The organism is Thauera aromatica (assembly GCF_023093595.1).
In the GTDB taxonomy this organism is placed as follows: Bacteria; Pseudomonadota; Gammaproteobacteria; order Burkholderiales; family Rhodocyclaceae; genus Thauera; species Thauera aromatica_A.
This window is the reverse complement of sequence record NZ_JALLIK010000107.1, coordinates 1-18,469: the sequence shown is the minus strand read 5'-3', so window position 1 is coordinate 18,469 and position 18,469 is coordinate 1. Positions and strand designations below refer to the sequence as shown.

Below are 18,469 nucleotides of genomic sequence, written 5' to 3'. Positions count from 1 at the left end.
TCAGCTTCCGGTTTTCTTGCGCGGTGGGCGCGGGCGCAGGACGGTGTTGCGTGCGCGCGCCAGCGTGTCGGGAAAGTCACGCGAGGTGTGCAGGCCGCGGCTTTCCTTGCGCCGCAGCGCGCAGCGCACGATCAGGTCGGCCGTCGTGACCAGGTTGCGCAGTTCGATCAGGTCGTTGCTGACGCGGAAGTTGGTGTAGAACTCGTGGATCTCGCGCTCGAGCAGGCGGATGCGGTGCTGGGCGCGCTTGAGGCGCTTGGTCGTGCGCACGATGCCGACGTAGTCCCACATGGCCCGGCGCAGTTCCGCCCAGTTGTGCGCGATCACCACTTCCTCGTCGGCGTCGGTGACGCGGCTCTCGTCCCAGTCGGGGAGGACCGGCAACCGGCCATGAGGCTGGGCGAGGATGTCCTTCGCGGCGGCCTCGCCGAACACCAGGCATTCGAGCAGGGAGTTGCTTGCCAGGCGGTTGGCGCCGTGCAGGCCGGTAAAGGCCGCTTCGCCGACGGCGTACAGGCCGGGAACGTCGGTGCGTGCGGACAGGTCGGTGACGATGCCGCCGCAGGAAAAATGCACACAGGGCACGACCGGAATCGGCTCGCGGCTGATGTCGATCCCCAGTTCAAGGCAGCGCGCGTGGATGTTGGGGAAATGCTCGCGCAGCCACGCTTCGGGCTTGTGGCTGATGTCGAGGTAGACGCAGTCGATGCCGCGCTTTTTCATTTCGAAATCGATTGCGCGGGCGACAACATCGCGCGGCGCGAGCTCGGCCCGCGGATCGTGCTCGGGCATGAAGCGGGTGCCGTCGGGCAGCTTCAGCAGGCCGCCTTCTCCGCGTACGGCTTCGGAGATCAGGAAGGACTTGGCCTGGGGGTGGTACAGGCAGGTCGGATGGAACTGGATGAATTCCATGTTCCCCACCCGGCAACCGGCACGCCAGGCCATGGCCACGCCGTCGCCGGTGGCCACGTCCGGGTTGGTCGTGTACAGATAGACCTTGCCGGTGCCTCCGGTGGCGAGCACGGTATTGCGGGCGCTGAAGGTCACGACCTCGTCTGCGGCGATGTCGAGGACGTAGGCGCCGAGACAGCCCGCGCCCGGCTGCCCGACCTTGTCGCCGAGCACCAGGTCGACGGCGATGTGGTGCTCGTAGATGTCGATGTTGGGGTGGGCGCGCACCTGAGCGCTGAGCGTCAGCTGCACCGCGGCGCCGGTGGCGTCGGCGGCGTGGATGACGCGGCGGTGGGAGTGCCCGCCCTCGCGAGTCAGGTGGTAGCCGAATTCCGAGTCGGGTTCGCGGGTGAAGGGGACGCCGCGCTCGATCAGCCAGTCGATCGCGCGCTTGCCGTTTTCGACCACGAAACGGGTCGCGCCCGGGTCGCACAGGCCGGCGCCGGCAGTGAAGGTGTCCTGGATGTGCGCTTCGATGCTGTCGGTGGTATCGAGTACGGCGGCGATCCCTCCCTGGGCCCAGTTGCTCGCGCTGTCGGAGAGCTCGCGCTTGGTCACGAGCGCGACTCGCAGCGTGTCGGCGAGGCGCAGGGCGATGGACTGGCCGGCGGTGCCGCTGCCAAGAATGAGCACGTCGTACTGTTTGAGCAAGATGTCACCCGACTCGAGAGAAGTCCGCAAATATAGCACGCACCGCCGTTACGGCGAGTGCAGGTGCTGCGGGCCGGAAAAAGGGGGGGCGCTGCGCCGCCTGGGGCGGGCATGAACTAATTACGGGGGGGCGTGTCTTTCCGAGTACCTCCGATTTCTGCAGAACCTGCGGCGGCTCGCTTATAATCCGGATGTTTTGTCATTCGAATATCCGGGGAAACACTTCACTCCATGAGCGACCGAGTGCTCGATCAGCAGCTCGTCGAGCGCGTACAGCGCGGCGACAAACAGGCCTTTGGCTTGCTGGTATCCAAATACCAGCGCAAGCTGAACCGGCTGCTGTCGCGCCTGATCCGTGATCCTGCCGAAGTCGAGGACGTGGCGCAGGAAACCTTCATCAAGGCTTACCGTGCGCTGGGTTCGTTCCGTGGAGACAGTGCGTTCTATACCTGGTTGTACCGGATCGGTATCAACACGGCGAAGAACTACTTGGTATCCCAGAGCAGGAGAGCACCCACGTCCACGAGTTTCGATTCCGAGGAGGCCGAAACCTTCGAGGATGGCGACCAGTTGCGGGACATCAACACGCCCGAGCGCTTGCTGATGACGCGCCAGATCGGCGAAACCGTGGATCAGGCAATGGACGCACTGCCCGAGGAACTGAGGACCGCCATCATGTTGCGCGAACTCGAAGGCCTCAGCTACGAGGAGATCGCCAACATCATGGAATGCCCGATAGGGACGGTACGCTCGCGGATTTTCCGCGCGCGTGAAGCGATTGCAGAACGTCTGCGGCCCTTGCTGGATACGGCCCCGGACAAACGTTGGTAGGTGGCAAGGATGAAGGACACAGTGTCGGCCCTGCTCGACGGCGAGCTCGAAGATCATGCGATCGCCCCGGTATTCGAGAAGTTGCGGCGCGATCCCGAGCTGCGCAAGGAGTGGGACGCGTACTGCATGATCGGCGACGCACTGCGTGGCGAGCATGACTGCTTGCCCGGTTTCGCCGAGCGCGTCATGGCCAATCTCGACCGCGAGCCGGTGGTATTCGCCCCTGCAGTGGCGAGTGTCGGCTCCGCGCGCCGCGCGGCATGGTCGTCGATGCTGCCGGTTGCAGCCTCGGTGATGGGCGTGGCGGCAGTGGGGCTGGTCGCCGCGACCCTGTATTCGCGGGACGACGCTGCCGTGGCCCGGCTCGCGGCGGTGTCGGCTCCGGCCCAGATCACGAAGTTGGCGGCGGGACAGGGCGCCTTGCCGCGGGCCGGCGAGGACGATCCGCTGCGCGAATACGTCTTCGCTCACCGGGGGATCAGCGGCGGCGGGCCGGTTCCGGCCGGGCTGCAATATGTACGGAGCGTATCCGAGCAGCGCCAGGGTGCGGGCAGATGAGGTTTCTCCCTGCTGTACTGTGTTTCTGCGCCCTGCTGGCGGGGGCGCCGGCATATGCTGAAGCTCCTGTCGATCCGCTGTCCTGGCTGGGCCGGGTCGCGACGGCCGGGCAGCGCCTGAATTACGTCGGCACTTTCGTTTATCAGTCCGGCGCGCAGGTGGAAACTTCGCGCATCGCCCACCGTGTCGATGCCGACGGAGAGCATGAGCGGCTCGAAGTGCTCGATGGCAGTCCGCGCGAAATCATCCGCCGCGGCAACGAGGTGCGCTGCGTGCTGCCCGACGAGCGCACCGTGATCATCGACGAGGCAGCCGGTGGGCGCAGGGCTTTTCCTGCCCGGCTGCCTCTTTCTCCGATGGGGCTTGCGGAAAATTACCGCATCCGCAAAGGCGAGCTCGGACGCATTGCCGGCTACGAAGCGCAGGCGCTGGTCCTCGAGCCTCGTGACGACCTGCGTTACGGGCATGTCCTGTGGGCGGAGGTGAAGAGTGGCCTGTTGCTCAAGGCGCGCATGCTGGACGAGCGCGGCGAGCTCATCGAACAGTTCGCCTTCAGCGACGTGAGGATCGGGGGGGAGGTCGATTCCGATTTGCTGAAGTCGCGGTTTGCGCCGGGAGACGGCTGGCGGGTGGTCGATGCGCGTGCCAGCGGAATGCCGCGCAACGACAGCGGCTGGGGGCTTGTGGAGACGCTGCCCGGCTACAGCCTCAGCTCGGTGATGCAGCGGCCGCTCGGCCGTGACCGCGGGCAGGCCGTGCATATGGTCTTCAGCGATGGGTTGGCAGCGATCTCGGTGTTCATCGAGCCGGCCGGCGAGGGGTCGGCCGCCGGCCTCGGCCCTGTTTCCACCGGCGCGATCAACATCTACAAGCGCACCCTCGGCGGCCATATGATCACCGCGCTGGGCGAGGCGCCCGAGCGCGCCGTTCGCCGGATCGGCGACAGCATTCAACCAGTGGGGCAATGATGCAGGCACGTGCAGAAGTGTTGCGCGTCGAGCACGGTCGGGTTTGGCTCAAGCTTACCGACCGGGCCGGCGGCTGTGGGCGGTGTGACGAGCCGGGAGGCTGTCATTCGGTGCAGATCTCCCACGTGTTCGGCCCGCCGCAGGGCGAATTCGTGCTGCCGGCGAGCATTCCGGTCAGCCCCGGGGACCGGGTTCTGATCAGCATTCCCGACGGGGCGCCGCTCAACGCCGCGCTCGTCAGTTACGGACTGGGCACCTTGTTGCTGCTCGCCGGTGCCGCCACCGGCAGCCTGCTCGCTCCCGAGGGCGGGGGCGATCTCTACGCGGTCGCAGGTGGCGCGGCAGGGCTGCTCCTGGCCTGGACGTTGAATCGCGTGCTGACCCGGAGCCGGAACTGGCGCAGCCATCTGCGCCTGGAACTGGCGCCCGATGGCGCGTGCATGCTGCCGCCGCAGGGGTCGCAATGATCCGTTCCTTCCTGCGCCAGGCCTTTGCGATGCTGGCCATGGCGCTGGTTGTGGCGTCGGTATCGGCCGTCGAAATCGAGGCGCTGCCCGATTTCACCCGCCTGGTCGAGCACCAGGGGGCCGCAGTGGTCAATATCAGCACGACCCAGGCACATGCGGAGCGGTCCCGAGTTCCTTTTTCTTTGCCGGAGCTGGACGAGTCGGATCCGATGTTCGACTTTTTCCGCCGCTTCGTGCCCCGGCTTCCCGAATCGCCCGACCCGGACGCCGATCCGGACAACCAGTCGCTCGGCTCGGGTTTCATCGTCAGCGCGGACGGCTACATCCTGACCAATGCCCATGTCGTCGAGGGCGCCGAGGAGATTCTCGTGCGCCTTGCCGACAAGCGCGAGTTCAGTGCGGAGGTCGTCGGCGCGGATGCGCGCAGCGACGTTGCCCTGATCCGCATCAAGGCCGGCGCCCTGCCGCATGTCGTGCTCGGCGACCCGGACGCACTGAAAGTGGGGGAATGGGTGCTGGCGATCGGTTCGCCGTTCGGTTTCGAGCAGTCGGTGACCGCCGGTATCGTCAGTGCCAAAGGGCGTAGCCTGCCCGACGAAAATTTCGTTCCCTTCATCCAGACCGATGTCGCGATCAATCCCGGCAATTCGGGCGGGCCGCTGTTCAACCTCCGCGGCGAAGTGGTCGGCATCAACTCGCAGATCTACAGCCGCACCGGCGGTTTCATGGGCTTGTCGTTCGCGATTCCGATCGATGTGGCGATGGATGTGCAGCAGCAACTGCGGACCCATGGGCGGGTGCAGCGCGGCCGGATCGGGGTTTCGATTCAGGAAGTGACGCGCGATCTGGCCGACGGCTTCGGGCTGCCGCGGGCTGCGGGGGCGCTGGTCAGCATGGTCGAAGCGGGCGGGCCGGCGGCGCGCGGTGGCATCGAGCAGGGCGATGTGATCCTGCGCTTCAATGGCCGCAGTGTGGAAAACTCGGCCGATCTGCCGCGCATCGTCGCCGCCGCGCGCCCCGGGGCGACGGTCGATGTCGACGTCTTCCGTGACGGCAAGCCGCAGGTGCTGAAGCTCGCGGTCGGCGAGTGGCAGGACCCGGAAAGCGCCGCCAGCGCGGGCAGCAGGCCGCATGCGGCTTCCGCGCCGAACCGCCTCGGCCTGGTCCTGGTCGCGCCGACACTGGCACAGCGGCGCGAGCGGGGCATCGAGCAGGGGCTGGTCGTCCTGCGCGCGCAGGGGGTTGCCGCGCGCGCCGAGATCGCGCCCGGCGATCTCGTGTTGGGGATGGTCGTGGACGGACGCCGGCAGCGGCTGGGCACGGTGGCTGAATTCAATCGCATCGCCGATGCGCTCGAGCCGGGGCAGCCGATCACTTTGCTCGTCCGCCGCGGCGACGCGAGCTCCTACGTCAGCCTGCGGGCAGCGCGATGAAGCTTGCTGCCGGCCCGGGGCCCGTGTTTACCGTGATGAGCCGGCAGTGGTGCCATCTGTGCCACGATCTGGTGATGGCGCTGGAGCCGATCGCGGCCGAATTCGGCTGGAAGGTCGAGGTTTTCGACGTCGACCAGGATGCCGGACTTGAAGCACGCTGGAACGAATGGGTCCCGGTGCTGCTGCATGGCGAACGCGAACTGTGCCATTACCACCTCGACGAAGCCGCGGTGCGCGCTTATTGCGCCGGTTTTCCGCTAGAATCGCGGCCTTGACGAGGTCACCCCCGACACATCCAACTTATTCCGAAACGGGTGCTGCAAGGCACCCTTTTCGTTTCGCATGAACCATATCCGCAATTTTTCCATCATCGCCCACATCGACCACGGCAAATCGACCCTGGCCGATCGACTCATCCACTTCTGCGGCGGCCTGTCGGACCGCGAGATGGAGGCCCAGGTCCTCGACTCGATGGACATCGAGCGCGAGCGCGGCATCACCATCAAGGCCCAGACCGCGGCGCTGCACTACAAGGCGAAGGATGGGCAGGTCTACAACCTGAACCTCATCGACACCCCGGGACACGTCGACTTCTCCTACGAGGTCAGCCGCTCGCTCGCCGCCTGCGAGGGCGCGCTGCTGGTGGTCGATGCCTCGCAGGGCGTCGAGGCGCAGACCGTGGCGAACTGCTACACCGCGCTCGACCTCGACGTCGAGGTGGTGCCGGTGCTCAACAAGATCGACCTGCCGGCGGCCGATCCGGACAACGCCCGCAGCGAGATCGAGGACGTCATCGGCGTCGACGCCTCCGCGGCCATCCTGTGCTCGGCCAAGACCGGCCTCGGCGTCGAGGACGTGCTGGAGGCGATCGTCGCCCGCATCCCGCCGCCGAAAGGCAAGCCCGAAGGCCCGCTGAAGGCGCTGATCATCGACTCCTGGTTCGACAACTACGTCGGCGTCGTCATGCTGGTGCGCGTCGTCGATGGTGTGCTCAAGCCGAAGGACCGCATCCTGCTGATGTCGACCGGGGCGCAGTATCCGTGCGACCAGGTCGGCGTGTTCACGCCGCGCTCGGTGGGGCGCGAGCAGCTCTGCGCCGGCGAGGTCGGCTTCATCATCGCCGGCATCAAGGAACTGGAGGCGGCCAAGGTCGGCGACACCGTGACCCTGGCGAACAAGCCGGCCGCCGAGCCGCTGCCCGGCTTCAAGGAAATCAAGCCGCAGGTCTTCGCCGGCCTCTACCCGGTCGAATCCTCCGAGTACGACCAGTTGCGCGACTCGCTCGAGAAGCTGCGCCTCAACGACGCCTCGCTGCAGTTCGAGCCCGAAGTGTCGCAGGCCCTGGGCTTCGGCTTCCGCTGCGGCTTTCTCGGCCTGCTGCACATGGACATTGTGCAGGAGCGCCTCGAGCGCGAGTTCGACATGGACCTGATCACCACCGCGCCGACGGTGGTCTATGAGGTCGTGCTCAACAGCGGCGAGGTCATCCGCATCGAGAACCCGGCGAAGCTGCCCGAGGTCGGCAAGTACCAGGAGATCCGCGAGCCGATCATCACCGCGACGATCTTCCTGCCGCAGGACTACGTCGGCCCGGTGATCACGCTGTGCAACCAGAAGCGCGGTGCGCAGATCGACATGCGCTACCACGGCCGCCAGGTGCAGCTCGTCTACGAACTGCCGATGAACGAAGTGGTGATGGACTTCTTCGACAAGCTGAAATCGGTTTCGCGCGGCTACGCCTCGCTCGACTACGAGTTCAAGGAATACCGCAGCGCCGACCTGGTCAAGCTCGACATGATGGTCGGCGGCGAGAAGGTCGATGCACTGTCGGTCATCGTGCACCGCGCCAGCGCCCAGTTCCGCGGCCGCGAACTCGCCGCCAAGCTGCGCGGGCTGATCCCGCGCCAGATGTTCGACGTCGCCGTGCAGGCCGCGATCGGCTCGCACATCATCGCCCGCGAGACGATCAAGGCGCTGCGCAAAAACGTGCTCGCCAAGTGCTACGGCGGCGACATCACGCGCAAGAAGAAACTGCTCGAAAAGCAGAAGGAAGGCAAGAAGCGGATGAAGCAGGTCGGCAACGTCGAGATTCCGCAGGAAGCCTTCCTCGCCGTGCTCCGCACCGACGAAGGCAAGTGATCGAACCCGCCGTGCGGCGCCGCCGCCGGCTGACGACGGAAACCGCATGAACTTCGCCCTGATCCTCTTCCTGCTGCTCGTCGCCACCGGCGTGCTGTGGCTCTTCGACCGCTTCCATGCGCGCAAGCTGCGCCCGGCCGGCACGCCGGCGCCGTGGTGGGTGGAGTACGGGGCGAGCTTCTTTCCGGTGATCCTGGTCGTGTTCGGGCTGCGTTCCTTCGTCGTCGAGCCGTTCAAGATCCCGTCCGGGTCGATGATCCCGACCCTGCTGGTGGGCGATTTCATCCTCGTCAATAAATGGAACTACGGCATCCGTCTGCCGGTGATCAACAAGAAGATCATCGACATCGGTGCGCCGCAACGCGGCGACGTCATGGTGTTCCGCTATCCTGCCGATCCATCGCTGGACTACATCAAGCGCGTGGTCGGCCTGCCCGGCGACCGGGTCGAATACCTGAACAAGCGCCTGCGGATCAATGGCGAAACCGTGCCGCTGGAGAGCGCGGGCAACTACCTGCACCCCGACCGGCTCTACTATTCGCCGCAATACACCGAAAAGCTCGGGGAACGCGAACACGCGGTGTTGATCGAGCGTGACGCGCCGGCGTTCGTGCCGCAGGTGATGAATTTCCCGCAGCGCGGAAGCTGCACCTACACCAGTGCAGGAGTGAGCTGCACCGTGCCCGCAGGGCATTACTTCGTGATGGGCGACAACCGTGACGCCAGCAGCGACAGCCGGGTGTGGGGTTTCGTTCCCGAGGACAACATTGTTGGCCGCGCCTTCTTCATCTGGTTCAATTTCAGCGACATGAAACGGATCGGCGGTTTTCACTGAGCCCCCAGAAACGGCTTTGCCGCTTCCGCCCCCGCGGGGGACGGGAAAACCCGGGGCGGCCCTGCGTGTTCTCGAGTGCAGGCCCGCAGCCGCTTGCGGGACGGCGGATTCAATCACCCGCTCCGACGAAAGGGAGGAAACCATGCGCATGAAATCCCAACGCGGGCTGAGCCTGCTCGGCGTTCTCGTCGTCGGTGCGTTCGCCGCCTTCGTGCTGACGATTGGTTTTCGCGCGGTGCCGGTGATCAACGAGTACCTGGCGATCAAGCGCATCGTCAACGTACTCGCCGACGAGGGCGACAAGGGCATGTCCGCCCTGGAACTGCGCCGCAGCTTCGACCGGCGAGGCCAGATCGACGACGTCTCCAGCGTATCGGGAGTCGATCTGCTGATCGACAAGTCCGGCCCCCGCACCCGGATCGAGGTCGGCTATAGCCGTACCGTCCCACTGGTGGCGAACCTGAGTTTGTTGGTCGAACTGCATGCCCGCAGCGAGGGCCGTTGAACCGATGACGACCGACCAGCTTCAATCCCGCCTGGGCCACGTGTTCACCGATTCCGGGCTGCTCCAGGAGGCGCTGACGCACCGCAGCTTCGGCCTGCCCAACAACGAGCGTTTCGAGTTTCTCGGCGACAGCATCCTCAACTGCGTAATGTCGATCGCCTTGTTCGAGCGCTTCGGCGAGCTGCGCGAAGGCGAGCTGTCGCGCGTGCGCGCCTCGCTGGTGCGCCAGGACGCGCTTTACCGCATCGCGCTCGCGCTCGAGCTCGGCGACTGCCTGCGCCTGGGCGAGGGCGAGCTCAAGTCCGGCGGCAGCCGCCGCCCGTCGATCCTCGCCGATGCCCTCGAAGCGGTGTTCGCGGCGGTGTTCCTGGATGGCGGCTTTCCCTGCGCGAAAGGGGTCATCGACCGCCTGTACGCGCCCTTGCTCGCCGGAGTCGATCCGCGCAAGCCGAGCAAGGATGCGAAGACCGCCTTGCAGGAGTGGCTGCAGGGGCGCAGGATGCCCTTGCCCACCTACACGATGGTGCAGGTTCTGGGCGAAGCCCACTCGCAGGAATTCGAAGTTGCCTGCGAGATCCCCAGGCTCGGCGTGCGCACCCTGGGGCGCGGTTCCAGCCGGCGCATCGCCGAACAGCAGTCGGCCGAGCTCGCGCTCGCCGCCGTGAGGAAAAAATGAACCAAGAGCATTCCCGCCCCGCTTCGGCGGCGGACGCCGCTGCGGACGAAGCGTTCCGCTGCGGTTTCGTGGCCATCGTCGGCCGTCCCAACGTCGGCAAGTCGACGCTGCTCAACCGCCTCGTCGGGCAGAAGATCAGCATTGTCTCCAGCAAGGCGCAGACCACGCGCCACCGCGTCACCGGCATCCTCACCGAGGACCGGGCGCAGTTCGTGTTCGTCGATACGCCGGGCTTCCAGACCCATCATCGCAACGCGCTCAACCGTTCGATGAACCGCACCGTCTCCCAGGTTCTGGCCGACGTCGATCTGGTGTTCTTCGTCATCGAGGCCGGCCGCTTCACCGACGATGACCGCAAGGTGCTGACGGTGATCCCCGCGTCGTCCAGGGTGATCCTGGTGATCAACAAGGTCGATCAGCTGAAGGACAAGGCCCGCCTGCTGCCATTCATCGACGAAGTGCGCACGCAGCGCGAATTCGCCGAGATCGTGCCCTTGTCGGCGGAGAAGGGGAGCAACGTCACCGCCTTGGTCAGGGCGGCCACCCCGCTGCTGCCGGTCGGCGTGCCGATGTTCGAGGAAGACGAGGTCACCGACCGCAGCGAGCGCTTCCTCGCCTCCGAATTCCTGCGCGAGAAGCTGTTCCGCCTGCTCGGCGACGAGCTGCCCTACGGCATTGCGGTCGAGATCGAGAAGTTCGAAGTCGAAGGCAGGCTGCGCCGCATCCACGCCGCGGTGATCGTCGACAAACCCGGCCACAAGGCGATGGTGATCGGCAAGGGCGGCGAAAAGCTCAAGCGCATCTCCAGCGAGGCCCGCGTCGAGCTGGAGAAGCTGTTCGACGGCAAGGTCTTCCTCGAGGTCTGGGTCAAGGTCAAGAGCGGCTGGGCCGACGACGAGCGCGCGCTGAAGAGCCTGGGCTACGAATAAGCCCGGCGGTGCACGATGGCCGGCCCGAGACAGCGCATCGAGCAGCAGCCCGCCTGGGTGCTGCACACCCTGCCGTGGCGCGAAACCAGCCTGATCGTCGACCTCTTCGCGCGCGACCATGGCCGGGTCGCGCTGGTGGCGAAAGGCGCGCGCCGGCCGCATTCGCAGCTGCGCGGCGTGCTGATGGCCTTCCAGCCGCTGCTGATCGACTGGTCGGGCGGGGGCGAAGTGAAGACCCTGGCGCGCGCCGAATGGCTCGGCGGCCAGCCCCTGCTGGGTGGGCGGGCGCTGCTCTGCGGCTATTACCTCAACGAACTGCTGCTGCGCCTGACCGCGCGCGAGGACGCCCATCCGCGCCTCTTCGCCGCCTATGCCGACGCGGTGGGCGCGCTCGCCCGCGGCGAGGCCGAGTCGCCGATCCTGCGCCGCTTCGAGCTGGCCTTGCTGCAGGATCTGGGCTACGAGGTCGGTCTCGCCACCGATGCCGCGACCGGCTCCGGACTGCAGCCCGATGCGCGCTACCTTTATATAATCGAGCGTGGTCCGGTGCGGCTGGAGATCCTCGAACAAGAGCAGGACGGGGGCGCCGCACTCGGCGAGCAGCCGCTGGTGTCCGGACAGACCCTGCTCGACATGGCAGCCAACGACTTTACCCGCGCGGAGACGCTGCTCCAGTCCAAGCAGCTGCTGCGCGTGCTGATCAACCACACCCTGGGCGGCCAGCCGCTGCAGTCGCGCCGGGTGCTGAAGGAACTGCAGGAGCTTTGATGATCGAACTCGGCGTCAATATCGACCACGTCGCCACCCTGCGCCAGGCGCGCCGCACCTGGGAGCCCGACCCGGTGTGGGCCGCGGTGCAGGCCCACCTCGGCGGCGCCGACGGCATCACCATCCACCTGCGTGAGGATCGCCGCCACATCCATGACGAGGACGTGCGCCGCCTCGCCGAGCTCACCCAAGTCAAGCTCAACCTCGAGATGGCCGCCACCGACGAGATGGTCGCCATCGCCTGCCGCACCAAGCCGCAGATGGCGATGCTGGTCCCCGAAGGCCGCCACGAAATCACCACCGAAGGCGGGCTCGACGTGCTTGCCCAGGAGGCACGCCTGAAGGGCGTGATCGCCCGCCTGGCCGACGCCGGCATCGTCACCAGCGTGTTCATCGACGCCGAGATCCCGCAGATCGAGGCCGCCGCCCGCATCGGCGCGCGCGTGTGCGAGATCCACACCGGCCCCTACGCCCACGCCTTCCACGCCGCCGGGCGCGATGCCGAGGCGCCGGCGGTGGCGGCCGAGCTCGACAAGATCCGCATCGCCGGCGAAGCGGTGCGCCGCCTCGGCATGCGTTTCAACGCCGGCCATGCGCTCAACTACTACAACGTGCAGCCGATCGCGCGCCTGCCCGGCGTGCGCGAACTGCACATCGGCCATTCGATCGTCAGCCGCGCAGTCTTCGTCGGCCTGCGCGAGGCGGTCGCCGAAATGAAACGCCTGATGCGCGAAGGCGCGGCACGCAGCCGCTGAGCCTGGGCGCGCGGGCGGGAGAAAGGTCATGATCCACGGCATCGGTACCGACATCGTCCGCATCGAGCGCGTGCGCCAGGCGCTCGAGCGCCACGGTGAGCGCTTCGCCCTGCGCATCCTCGCCGACACTGAAGTCGAGGCCTGGCGCGCACATCGCGACCCCGCGCGCTTCCTTGCCAAGCGCTTCGCCGCCAAGGAGGCCTTCGGCAAGGCGCTCGGCACCGGCGTCGCCGTTCCCGCCACCCTGCACGCGGTCGCCGTGGGCCACGACGCGCGCGGCAAGCCCGAATACCGCTACGACGCGCGCCTCGCCGCTTACATGCACACTCACGCGCTGCGCGCCCACCTCAGCATCAGCGACGAGGACGAGCACATCATTGCGTTCGCGTTGATAGAGCGGTTTGGGGCGCGCCCCGATTTTCCCTGATCACCACGATCTGGGTCGTGTTGGATACCTTTTCCGCACGCTTCCGGTCTGTTGAGTCGGTTGAAGATGGCAAGCACCCATTGCGATGGGTATGCTTTCCTGCTGAGTGGAGCGGCGACTTCCGGCTCCGCCGCTTGCCCGAGATCAGGCAGTCGTCTCAAAAATTCCCTTTTCCGAGCTTGAAGCATGAATCCAGTAGAACAGCAGTTTTTCACCGACCTCGAAAAAAAACTCTGGACTGCTGCCGACAAGCTGCGCTCCAACCTCGACGCAGCCGTCTACAAGCACGTGGTGCTCGGACTGATCTTTCTAAAGTACGTCTCTGATGCTTTTGAAGAACGGAACAAAGAACTGCGCGAGCAGTTTCAGAACCCGGACCACGACTACTACATGGCTCTAGACGAGTGTGGCGGCGCGGGTACACAGGAGTACGAAGAAAACCTCGTCGCTGAACTGGAAAACCGCGACTACTACACCGAAAAAAACGTGTTCTGGGTGCCGCTGGAAGCGCGCTGGCAAACCCTGCGCGACTGCGCCCAACTGCCACCCAAAGCCCCACTGCCATGGAATAAACCGGGCAAGGACGAGCCGGAAGAGATGCGCAGCGTCGGCTGGTTGATCGACAACGCGATGGAGGCCATCGAGCGCGAGAACGAGAAAAAACTCAAGAACGTGCTCAACAAGGACTTCGCTCGCACCCAGATCGACAGCCACAAACTGGCCGACCTGATCGCCCACTTCTCCGACACCGACTTCAACCGCAAGGAATACAACGGCCAGCCGCTGAACCTCAAGAGCAAGGACATCCTCGGCCACGTCTATGAATACTTCCTTGGCCAGTTTGCGCTGGCCGAAGGCAAGAAGGGCGGCCAGTACTACACGCCCAAGAGCATCGTCACGCTGATTGTTGAAATGTTGCAGCCCTTCAAGGGGCGCGTGTACGACCCGGCCATGGGTTCGGGCGGCTTTTTTGTGCAGAGCGAAGAGTTCATCGAAGAGCACGGCGGCAAGGTCGCCAATGGCAAGACCGGCCAAATCAGCGTCTACGGCCAGGAGAGCAACCCCACCACGTGGCGACTGGCCGCCATGAATATGGCCATTCGCGGCATCGATTTCAACTTTGGTGGCGCACCCGGCGACACCCTGCTGAACGATCTGCACCCCGACCTACGCGCCGACTACGTGATGGCCAATCCGCCCTTCAACATGAAGGAGTGGTGGAACGAAAAGCTGGCAAGCGACCCGCGCTGGATCGCCGGCACGCCGCCGCAAGGCAACGCCAACTTCGCCTGGCTGCAGCACATGCTCTACCACCTGGCCCCGGCAGGCAGCATGGCGCTGCTGCTGGCCAATGGTTCGATGAGCAGCAACACCAATAACGAAGGTGAAATCCGCAAGAAGCTGATCGAGGACGACTACGTGGAATGCATGGTTGCGCTACCCGGCCAGCTCTTTACCAACACGCAAATCCCGGCCTGCATTTGGTTCCTTACCCGCGACAAGCGCAACGGCCTGGCGCTCAACAAAACAAAGCGCGACCGGCGCGGTGAGTTTCTGTTCATCGACGCCCGCCAGCTCGGCTACATGAAAGACCGCGTGCTGCGTGATTTCACGGTAGATGACATCAAAAAGGTGGCTGACACCTTTCATGCCTGGCAACTGGGTGAAGGCTATGAGGATGTGGCGGGCTTCTGCTACTCGGCCTCGCTGGACGACATTCGCAAGCACGAGCATGTGCTGACGCCGGGGCGCTATGTCGGTGCTGAAGAGCAAGAGGACGATGGCGAAGTCTTCGCCGACAAGATGGCGCGGCTCACGGCGCAGCTCGCGGAGCAGTTTGCTGAAAGCGCCAAGCTGGAGGGGGAGATCAAGAAGAACTTGGCGGGGTTGGGATATGGCATTTGAGCATCAACCAAGATTCTTCGGTGATTTAGTGAATTTCGTTGCCGAAAAAGCCAAAGCTGAGCACGCGAGCTTTACGACATATATTTCCACTGAAAATATGCTGTCGAGTTTTGGTGGTGTAACCACAGCAGCAACCTTGCCGGGAAGCGGCAGTGTGACGAGGTTCAAAACTGGCGACACGCTGTTCTCCAATATCCGCACTTACTTCAAAAAGGTTTGGCAGGCAGAGTTTGATGGACATTGTTCAAACGATGTTCTGGTCTTTCGCCCCAAAGACGAAACCGTTCTTTGCTCAAACTATCTTCACTATCTTTGCCGTTGGGAGAAATTCACTGAATTCAGCGCCAGAACATCCAAAGACGCAAAGATGCCGCGCGGAGATAAGGACGCGTTAGCTCAGTTTCAATTCGAGTTGCCGCCAATTGAAGAACAGATCACGATGGCTGGAGTTCTTCGTAGGCTCGACAACAAAATCACCGTCAACCGCCGCATCAACCAAGCCCTCCAAGCCATTGGGCAAGCTATTTTCAAGTCGTGGTTTGTCGATTTCGACCCGGTCAAAGCCAAGATCGCCGCCAAACAGGAGGGCCGAGACCCGCTGCGCGCTGCGATGAGTGCCATCAGCGGCACGCCTGACGACGAACTTGATGCCCTGCCGTCCGAGCAATACGCCCAACTCGCCGCCAACGCCGCGCTGTTTCCGGATGAGATGGAAGAGTCGGAGTTGGGGGAGATTCCGAGGGGGTGGGCCTGTGGTGCGCTTGGTGATATTTGCAGCTTTACGGCGGGCAGCGCGTTCAAACCGGAACACCAGGGCAGTACAGAGGGGGACTTTCCGTTCATCAAGGTGAGCGATATGAACCTTGCGGGTAACGAGGTCTTCATTCAATCGGCTAACAACTACGTCAGCAAATCTCAGCAGTCTGAGATGAAGGCGAAGTTGCACCCTTCGGGGGCGACCGTTTTTGCCAAGATTGGGGTAGCACTGATTTCGAATCGACGGCGATTGTTAACTGCCCCGACGATCATTGACAACAACTTGATGTCAGCCAGTCCCGCTGAAGGTAAATCTGGACAGTACTTCTTGTATTCGCTGCTCAGCACACTCGATTTCAATACCTTGGTCTCAGGCACCGCCCTGCCGTACATCAACGTTTCCGACCTCAAGAAGATACCCATCGTGCGTCCTCCGTACGATGCTTGCCATGCTTTTGAGGCGAAGGCGTCCTCGTTTTTTTCAATGATGCAGACGCTGGCGGCACAGAGCTCAACCCTTGCGACCACTCGAGATGCCTTGCTCCCCAAGTTGCTGTCAGGGGAAATTGAAGCATCCAGAACAGTTGAGGGCTGACCATGGATTTTTGGCGCCCGAAATATCACGAATATCTCAACTCCGAAGGGGATGTGGACATCATTGGCTCCACCTTCCAGCGGAGCCGAATATTGAAAGAGCTAGAACCGGAAACATATCAATTGTCTTTTGAGGATTGGGTGGAGGAGCGAAAAAGTAGCTTGCGCGACGTGGTGAGTCAGGTGCTTGCTGCGCACGACAATGCAAATCGTTTCAGCGCACTTAAGAAGGCATATGGCTCTCGAAATGTTGTCCCTTTTCTTGGTGCGGGGCTTTCAATGCCCAGCGGGTATCCTGGGTGGACGAAATTCCTGTGGGATCTGCAGTGTGAGTCGCACGTCAAGGCAGATGATTTGCAGTCGCTGCTAGGCGCAGGGGATTACGAGGGGGCAGCTCAGTTACTTCACGATGACCTCGGCCCCGCATTATTTAATAAGCAACTTCAGGAATGCTTCGACAGAGACTGTGTCGCGATTGGTGCAATTAATATGTTCCCTCTCGTGTTTTCAGAATCCAGTGTCATCACAACCAACTTTGACAAATTGCTGGAGTCTGCCTTTAAGGGGCAAGCACAAGGCTTTGATCAGCCGGTTTTTGGCGGCAATTTAGGAGAGGCGTTACGCATTCTGAGTACCGGGGGCAGATATTTGCTAAAGTTACACGGCTCATGTGAAACAGTTGCCAATCGCGTCTTGCTCCGTGATGAGTATGCGCAAGCTTATGGTGATGCTGGCACCGTAAAAAAATTCTTTTCCCGCTTTTTGTTTGGCAAGTCACTGCTATTTGTCGGATGTAGCTTGCTGATGGACCGCACGCTTCTGACAATGGAGCAGGTGGTTGCTGCAGAAGGGGCATATACCCTGCCGCAGCACTACGCCTTCCTTGAATTGAAGGAGGGGATGGATCGCGTCGAGCGCAAAAAGGCATTGGCAAAGGCCAATATTTTTCCGATATGGTATCCAGAGGGTGAGCACGATGAATCCATCGAGGCACTTCTTTTGGCATTGATGGAGGAGTCCTGATGAAACTCAAAACCGTCACCCTGCGTGGCTACAAATCCATCGCCAAGTTGGAAGCCTTCGAACTGCGAAACCTCAACGTGCTGATCGGTGCCAACGGCGCAGGTAAAAGCAACTTCATCGGTATCTTCAAACTACTGGCAGCGCTGGCCGATGGCAACCTGCAGACCTTTGTGCAGAAGCAAGGTGGGCCGGATGCTCTGCTGCACGGCAGCCGCAAGCGTACGCAGCAGATCGACGCTGAAATCTATTTCGAGAAAAACAGCTACCAGATCAGTAACGGCTATCGCATCAGCCTGACGCCCACAGCAGACAATCGTCTGATCTTCAGCCGCGAGGAAACCTGGATCGATGGCCATTACACGGCCAAGGCCATCCCACTGGGCACGGCGCACGATGAGGCCAAGTTGCGTGACGACCAGCAGGCGGTGAGCACCTATGTGCGACCCGCAATGCAAAGCTGGAGGCAGTACCACTTCCACGACACCGGCGACTCCGCTGCTGTAAAGCGCCCGCATGGCAGCAATGACAATCTGCGCTTGAAACCGGCGGCGGATAACCTGGCGGCGTATCTGGCCAAACTCAAGAAAACCTTTCCCGATGCATACCAGCGCATCGTGGACACCATCAAGCTGGCGGCACCCTTCTTCGGTGGTTTTGTCATCCGCGACCCATTGCCCGAAAACATCGAGCTGGAGTGGTTCGAGCAGACTGATCCTGACACGCCGTACAAGGCACATGTGCTCTCCGATGGCACGCTGCGCTTCATTTGCCTGACCACGCTGCTGATGCAGCCCACTCACCTGCTGCCTGACACGGTGCTGATTGATGAGCCTGAGTTGGGCTTGCACCCCTATGCCATCAACCTGCTGGCGGACATGCTCAAGCAGGTGGGGGAAACCAAGCAGGTGATCGTTTCAACCCAGTCAGTGGAATTGCTCAACGCGTTTGAACCGCAAGACGTCGTGGTCGTGGAGCGCGAGAGTGGTGCCACGGTACTGAGGCGGCTGGACCCGGAAGAGTTGAAGGAATGGCTGGAGGACTACAACCTCGGTGACCTGTGGAAGCGCAACGTGCTGGGCGGGAGGCCGACCCGATGAGGCGCGTGTGTATCGTCTGCGAAGGACAGACCGAGGAAACCTTCGTGCGAGATGTGTTGGCACCAGCCTTCTATGACTTGGGTCTGAACCCATGTCGTTATACACAACTCCCGTCACTCGGCCTCCTCGCGTAGCGCCTGTATGGTGGCGGCGGCATCCATGACGCGCTGCAAGCCGAGCCAGATGGTCTTGACGCCCGGC

General features: G+C 63.3%; 19 protein-coding genes. 18 read left to right on the top strand and 1 reads right to left on the bottom strand.

The genetic code is table 11. The annotated features are described in order from the left end of the window. The gene (gene nadB / locus MXC99_RS12775; RefSeq protein WP_247725819.1) at positions 1 to 1,602 is read right to left on the bottom strand and encodes an L-aspartate oxidase; all 1,602 of its coding nucleotides are present in this window, start codon (positions 1,600 to 1,602) and stop codon (positions 1 to 3) included. Between the two features lie 231 nt (positions 1,603 to 1,833). Here nadB and rpoE point away from each other — a divergent pair, with 231 nt between their 5' ends. The 18 genes from rpoE to MXC99_RS12685 all read left to right on the top strand — a co-directional run bounded on the left by rpoE (position 1,834) and on the right by MXC99_RS12685 (position 18,268). Then, complete coding sequence (gene rpoE, locus MXC99_RS12770; protein WP_247725818.1) at positions 1,834 to 2,433, top strand: RNA polymerase sigma factor RpoE; 600 nt, start codon at positions 1,834 to 1,836, stop codon at positions 2,431 to 2,433. A 9-nt stretch (positions 2,434 to 2,442) separates the two neighbouring features. Beyond that, positions 2,443 to 2,991: a sigma-E factor negative regulatory protein gene (locus MXC99_RS12765; RefSeq protein ID WP_247725817.1), complete on the top strand. Its 549-nt coding sequence runs from the start codon at positions 2,443 to 2,445 to the stop codon at positions 2,989 to 2,991. Beyond that, a complete protein-coding gene (locus MXC99_RS12760; protein WP_247725816.1) occupies positions 2,988 to 3,959 on the top strand; it encodes a MucB/RseB C-terminal domain-containing protein in 972 nt (323 codons plus the stop codon). The genes MXC99_RS12765 and MXC99_RS12760 overlap by 4 nt, the downstream gene beginning before the upstream one ends. Beyond that, a complete protein-coding gene (locus MXC99_RS12755; protein ID WP_348772099.1) occupies positions 3,956 to 4,426 on the top strand; it encodes a SoxR reducing system RseC family protein in 471 nt (156 codons plus the stop codon). Before MXC99_RS12760 ends, MXC99_RS12755 begins: the two co-directional genes overlap by 4 nt. After that, complete coding sequence (locus MXC99_RS12750; RefSeq protein ID WP_432654254.1) at positions 4,423 to 5,859, top strand: DegQ family serine endoprotease; 1,437 nt, start codon at positions 4,423 to 4,425, stop codon at positions 5,857 to 5,859. The genes MXC99_RS12755 and MXC99_RS12750 overlap by 4 nt, the downstream gene beginning before the upstream one ends. Then, entirely contained in the window at positions 5,856 to 6,134 is a 279-nt protein-coding gene (locus tag MXC99_RS12745; RefSeq protein WP_247725815.1) for a glutaredoxin family protein, read from the top strand. The genes MXC99_RS12750 and MXC99_RS12745 overlap by 4 nt, the downstream gene beginning before the upstream one ends. 67 nt (positions 6,135 to 6,201) lie before the next feature. Continuing rightward, positions 6,202 to 7,998 (top strand): translation elongation factor 4, encoded by a 1,797-nt coding sequence (gene lepA / locus MXC99_RS12740; protein WP_247725814.1) that lies wholly within the window; start codon positions 6,202 to 6,204, stop codon positions 7,996 to 7,998. Positions 7,999 to 8,044: 46 nt separating this feature from the next. Beyond that, positions 8,045 to 8,833, top strand: a complete 789-nt coding sequence (gene lepB / locus MXC99_RS12735) for a signal peptidase I (protein ID WP_247725813.1) — start codon at positions 8,045 to 8,047, stop codon at positions 8,831 to 8,833. Positions 8,834 to 8,975: 142 nt separating this feature from the next. Continuing rightward, positions 8,976 to 9,338 carry a DUF4845 domain-containing protein gene (locus MXC99_RS12730; RefSeq protein ID WP_247725812.1) on the top strand — a complete coding sequence of 121 codons (363 nt, stop codon included), beginning with the start codon at positions 8,976 to 8,978 and terminating at the stop codon, positions 9,336 to 9,338. 4 nt (positions 9,339 to 9,342) lie between these two features. After that, positions 9,343 to 10,014, top strand: coding sequence for a ribonuclease III (rnc, locus tag MXC99_RS12725; protein WP_247725811.1), 672 nt, complete (start codon positions 9,343 to 9,345; stop codon positions 10,012 to 10,014). Then, positions 10,011 to 10,943, top strand: coding sequence for a GTPase Era (era, locus tag MXC99_RS12720; protein WP_247725810.1), 933 nt, complete (start codon positions 10,011 to 10,013; stop codon positions 10,941 to 10,943). Before rnc ends, era begins: the two co-directional genes overlap by 4 nt. A 15-nt stretch (positions 10,944 to 10,958) precedes the next feature. Further along, positions 10,959 to 11,711, top strand: coding sequence for a DNA repair protein RecO (gene recO, locus MXC99_RS12715; RefSeq protein ID WP_247725809.1), 753 nt, complete (start codon positions 10,959 to 10,961; stop codon positions 11,709 to 11,711). Beyond that, positions 11,711 to 12,466, top strand: a complete 756-nt coding sequence (locus tag MXC99_RS12710; RefSeq protein ID WP_247725808.1) for a pyridoxine 5'-phosphate synthase — start codon at positions 11,711 to 11,713, stop codon at positions 12,464 to 12,466. Before recO ends, MXC99_RS12710 begins: the two co-directional genes overlap by 1 nt. A gap of 28 nt (positions 12,467 to 12,494) precedes the next feature. Beyond that, entirely contained in the window at positions 12,495 to 12,893 is a 399-nt protein-coding gene (gene acpS / locus MXC99_RS12705) for a holo-ACP synthase (RefSeq protein ID WP_247725807.1), read from the top strand. A gap of 186 nt (positions 12,894 to 13,079) precedes the next feature. Beyond that, positions 13,080 to 14,798 (top strand): type I restriction-modification system subunit M, encoded by a 1,719-nt coding sequence (locus tag MXC99_RS12700; RefSeq protein WP_247725806.1) that lies wholly within the window; start codon positions 13,080 to 13,082, stop codon positions 14,796 to 14,798. Continuing rightward, positions 14,788 to 16,149: a restriction endonuclease subunit S gene (locus MXC99_RS12695; RefSeq protein ID WP_247725805.1), complete on the top strand. Its 1,362-nt coding sequence runs from the start codon at positions 14,788 to 14,790 to the stop codon at positions 16,147 to 16,149. Before MXC99_RS12700 ends, MXC99_RS12695 begins: the two co-directional genes overlap by 11 nt. A 2-nt stretch (positions 16,150 to 16,151) precedes the next feature. After that, the gene (locus MXC99_RS12690; protein ID WP_247725804.1) at positions 16,152 to 17,171 is read left to right on the top strand and encodes an SIR2 family protein; all 1,020 of its coding nucleotides are present in this window, start codon (positions 16,152 to 16,154) and stop codon (positions 17,169 to 17,171) included. Next, positions 17,171 to 18,268 carry an AAA family ATPase gene (locus MXC99_RS12685; protein WP_247725803.1) on the top strand — a complete coding sequence of 366 codons (1,098 nt, stop codon included), beginning with the start codon at positions 17,171 to 17,173 and terminating at the stop codon, positions 18,266 to 18,268. Before MXC99_RS12690 ends, MXC99_RS12685 begins: the two co-directional genes overlap by 1 nt. The last annotated feature ends 201 nt before the right edge of the window (positions 18,269 to 18,469 follow it).

Bases quoted from the DNA above. Each gene is read 5' to 3' on its own strand.
- rpoE (WP_247725818.1), top strand. From the start codon at position 1,834: ATGAGCGACCGAGTGCTCGATCAGCAGCTCGTCGAGCGCGTACAGCGC.
- MXC99_RS12765 (WP_247725817.1), top strand. From the start codon at position 2,443: ATGAAGGACACAGTGTCGGCCCTGCTCGACGGCGAGCTCGAAGATCAT.
- MXC99_RS12760 (WP_247725816.1), top strand. From the start codon at position 2,988: ATGAGGTTTCTCCCTGCTGTACTGTGTTTCTGCGCCCTGCTGGCGGGG.
- MXC99_RS12755 (WP_348772099.1), top strand. From the start codon at position 3,956: ATGATGCAGGCACGTGCAGAAGTGTTGCGCGTCGAGCACGGTCGGGTT.
- MXC99_RS12750 (WP_432654254.1), top strand. From the start codon at position 4,423: ATGATCCGTTCCTTCCTGCGCCAGGCCTTTGCGATGCTGGCCATGGCG.
- MXC99_RS12745 (WP_247725815.1), top strand. From the start codon at position 5,856: ATGAAGCTTGCTGCCGGCCCGGGGCCCGTGTTTACCGTGATGAGCCGG.
- lepA (WP_247725814.1), top strand. From the start codon at position 6,202: ATGAACCATATCCGCAATTTTTCCATCATCGCCCACATCGACCACGGC.
- lepB (WP_247725813.1), top strand. From the start codon at position 8,045: ATGAACTTCGCCCTGATCCTCTTCCTGCTGCTCGTCGCCACCGGCGTG.
- MXC99_RS12730 (WP_247725812.1), top strand. From the start codon at position 8,976: ATGCGCATGAAATCCCAACGCGGGCTGAGCCTGCTCGGCGTTCTCGTC.
- rnc (WP_247725811.1), top strand. From the start codon at position 9,343: ATGACGACCGACCAGCTTCAATCCCGCCTGGGCCACGTGTTCACCGAT.
- era (WP_247725810.1), top strand. From the start codon at position 10,011: ATGAACCAAGAGCATTCCCGCCCCGCTTCGGCGGCGGACGCCGCTGCG.
- recO (WP_247725809.1), top strand. From the start codon at position 10,959: ATGGCCGGCCCGAGACAGCGCATCGAGCAGCAGCCCGCCTGGGTGCTG.
- MXC99_RS12710 (WP_247725808.1), top strand. From the start codon at position 11,711: ATGATCGAACTCGGCGTCAATATCGACCACGTCGCCACCCTGCGCCAG.
- acpS (WP_247725807.1), top strand. From the start codon at position 12,495: ATGATCCACGGCATCGGTACCGACATCGTCCGCATCGAGCGCGTGCGC.
- MXC99_RS12700 (WP_247725806.1), top strand. From the start codon at position 13,080: ATGAATCCAGTAGAACAGCAGTTTTTCACCGACCTCGAAAAAAAACTC.
- MXC99_RS12695 (WP_247725805.1), top strand. From the start codon at position 14,788: ATGGCATTTGAGCATCAACCAAGATTCTTCGGTGATTTAGTGAATTTC.
- MXC99_RS12690 (WP_247725804.1), top strand. From the start codon at position 16,152: ATGGATTTTTGGCGCCCGAAATATCACGAATATCTCAACTCCGAAGGG.
- MXC99_RS12685 (WP_247725803.1), top strand. From the start codon at position 17,171: ATGAAACTCAAAACCGTCACCCTGCGTGGCTACAAATCCATCGCCAAG.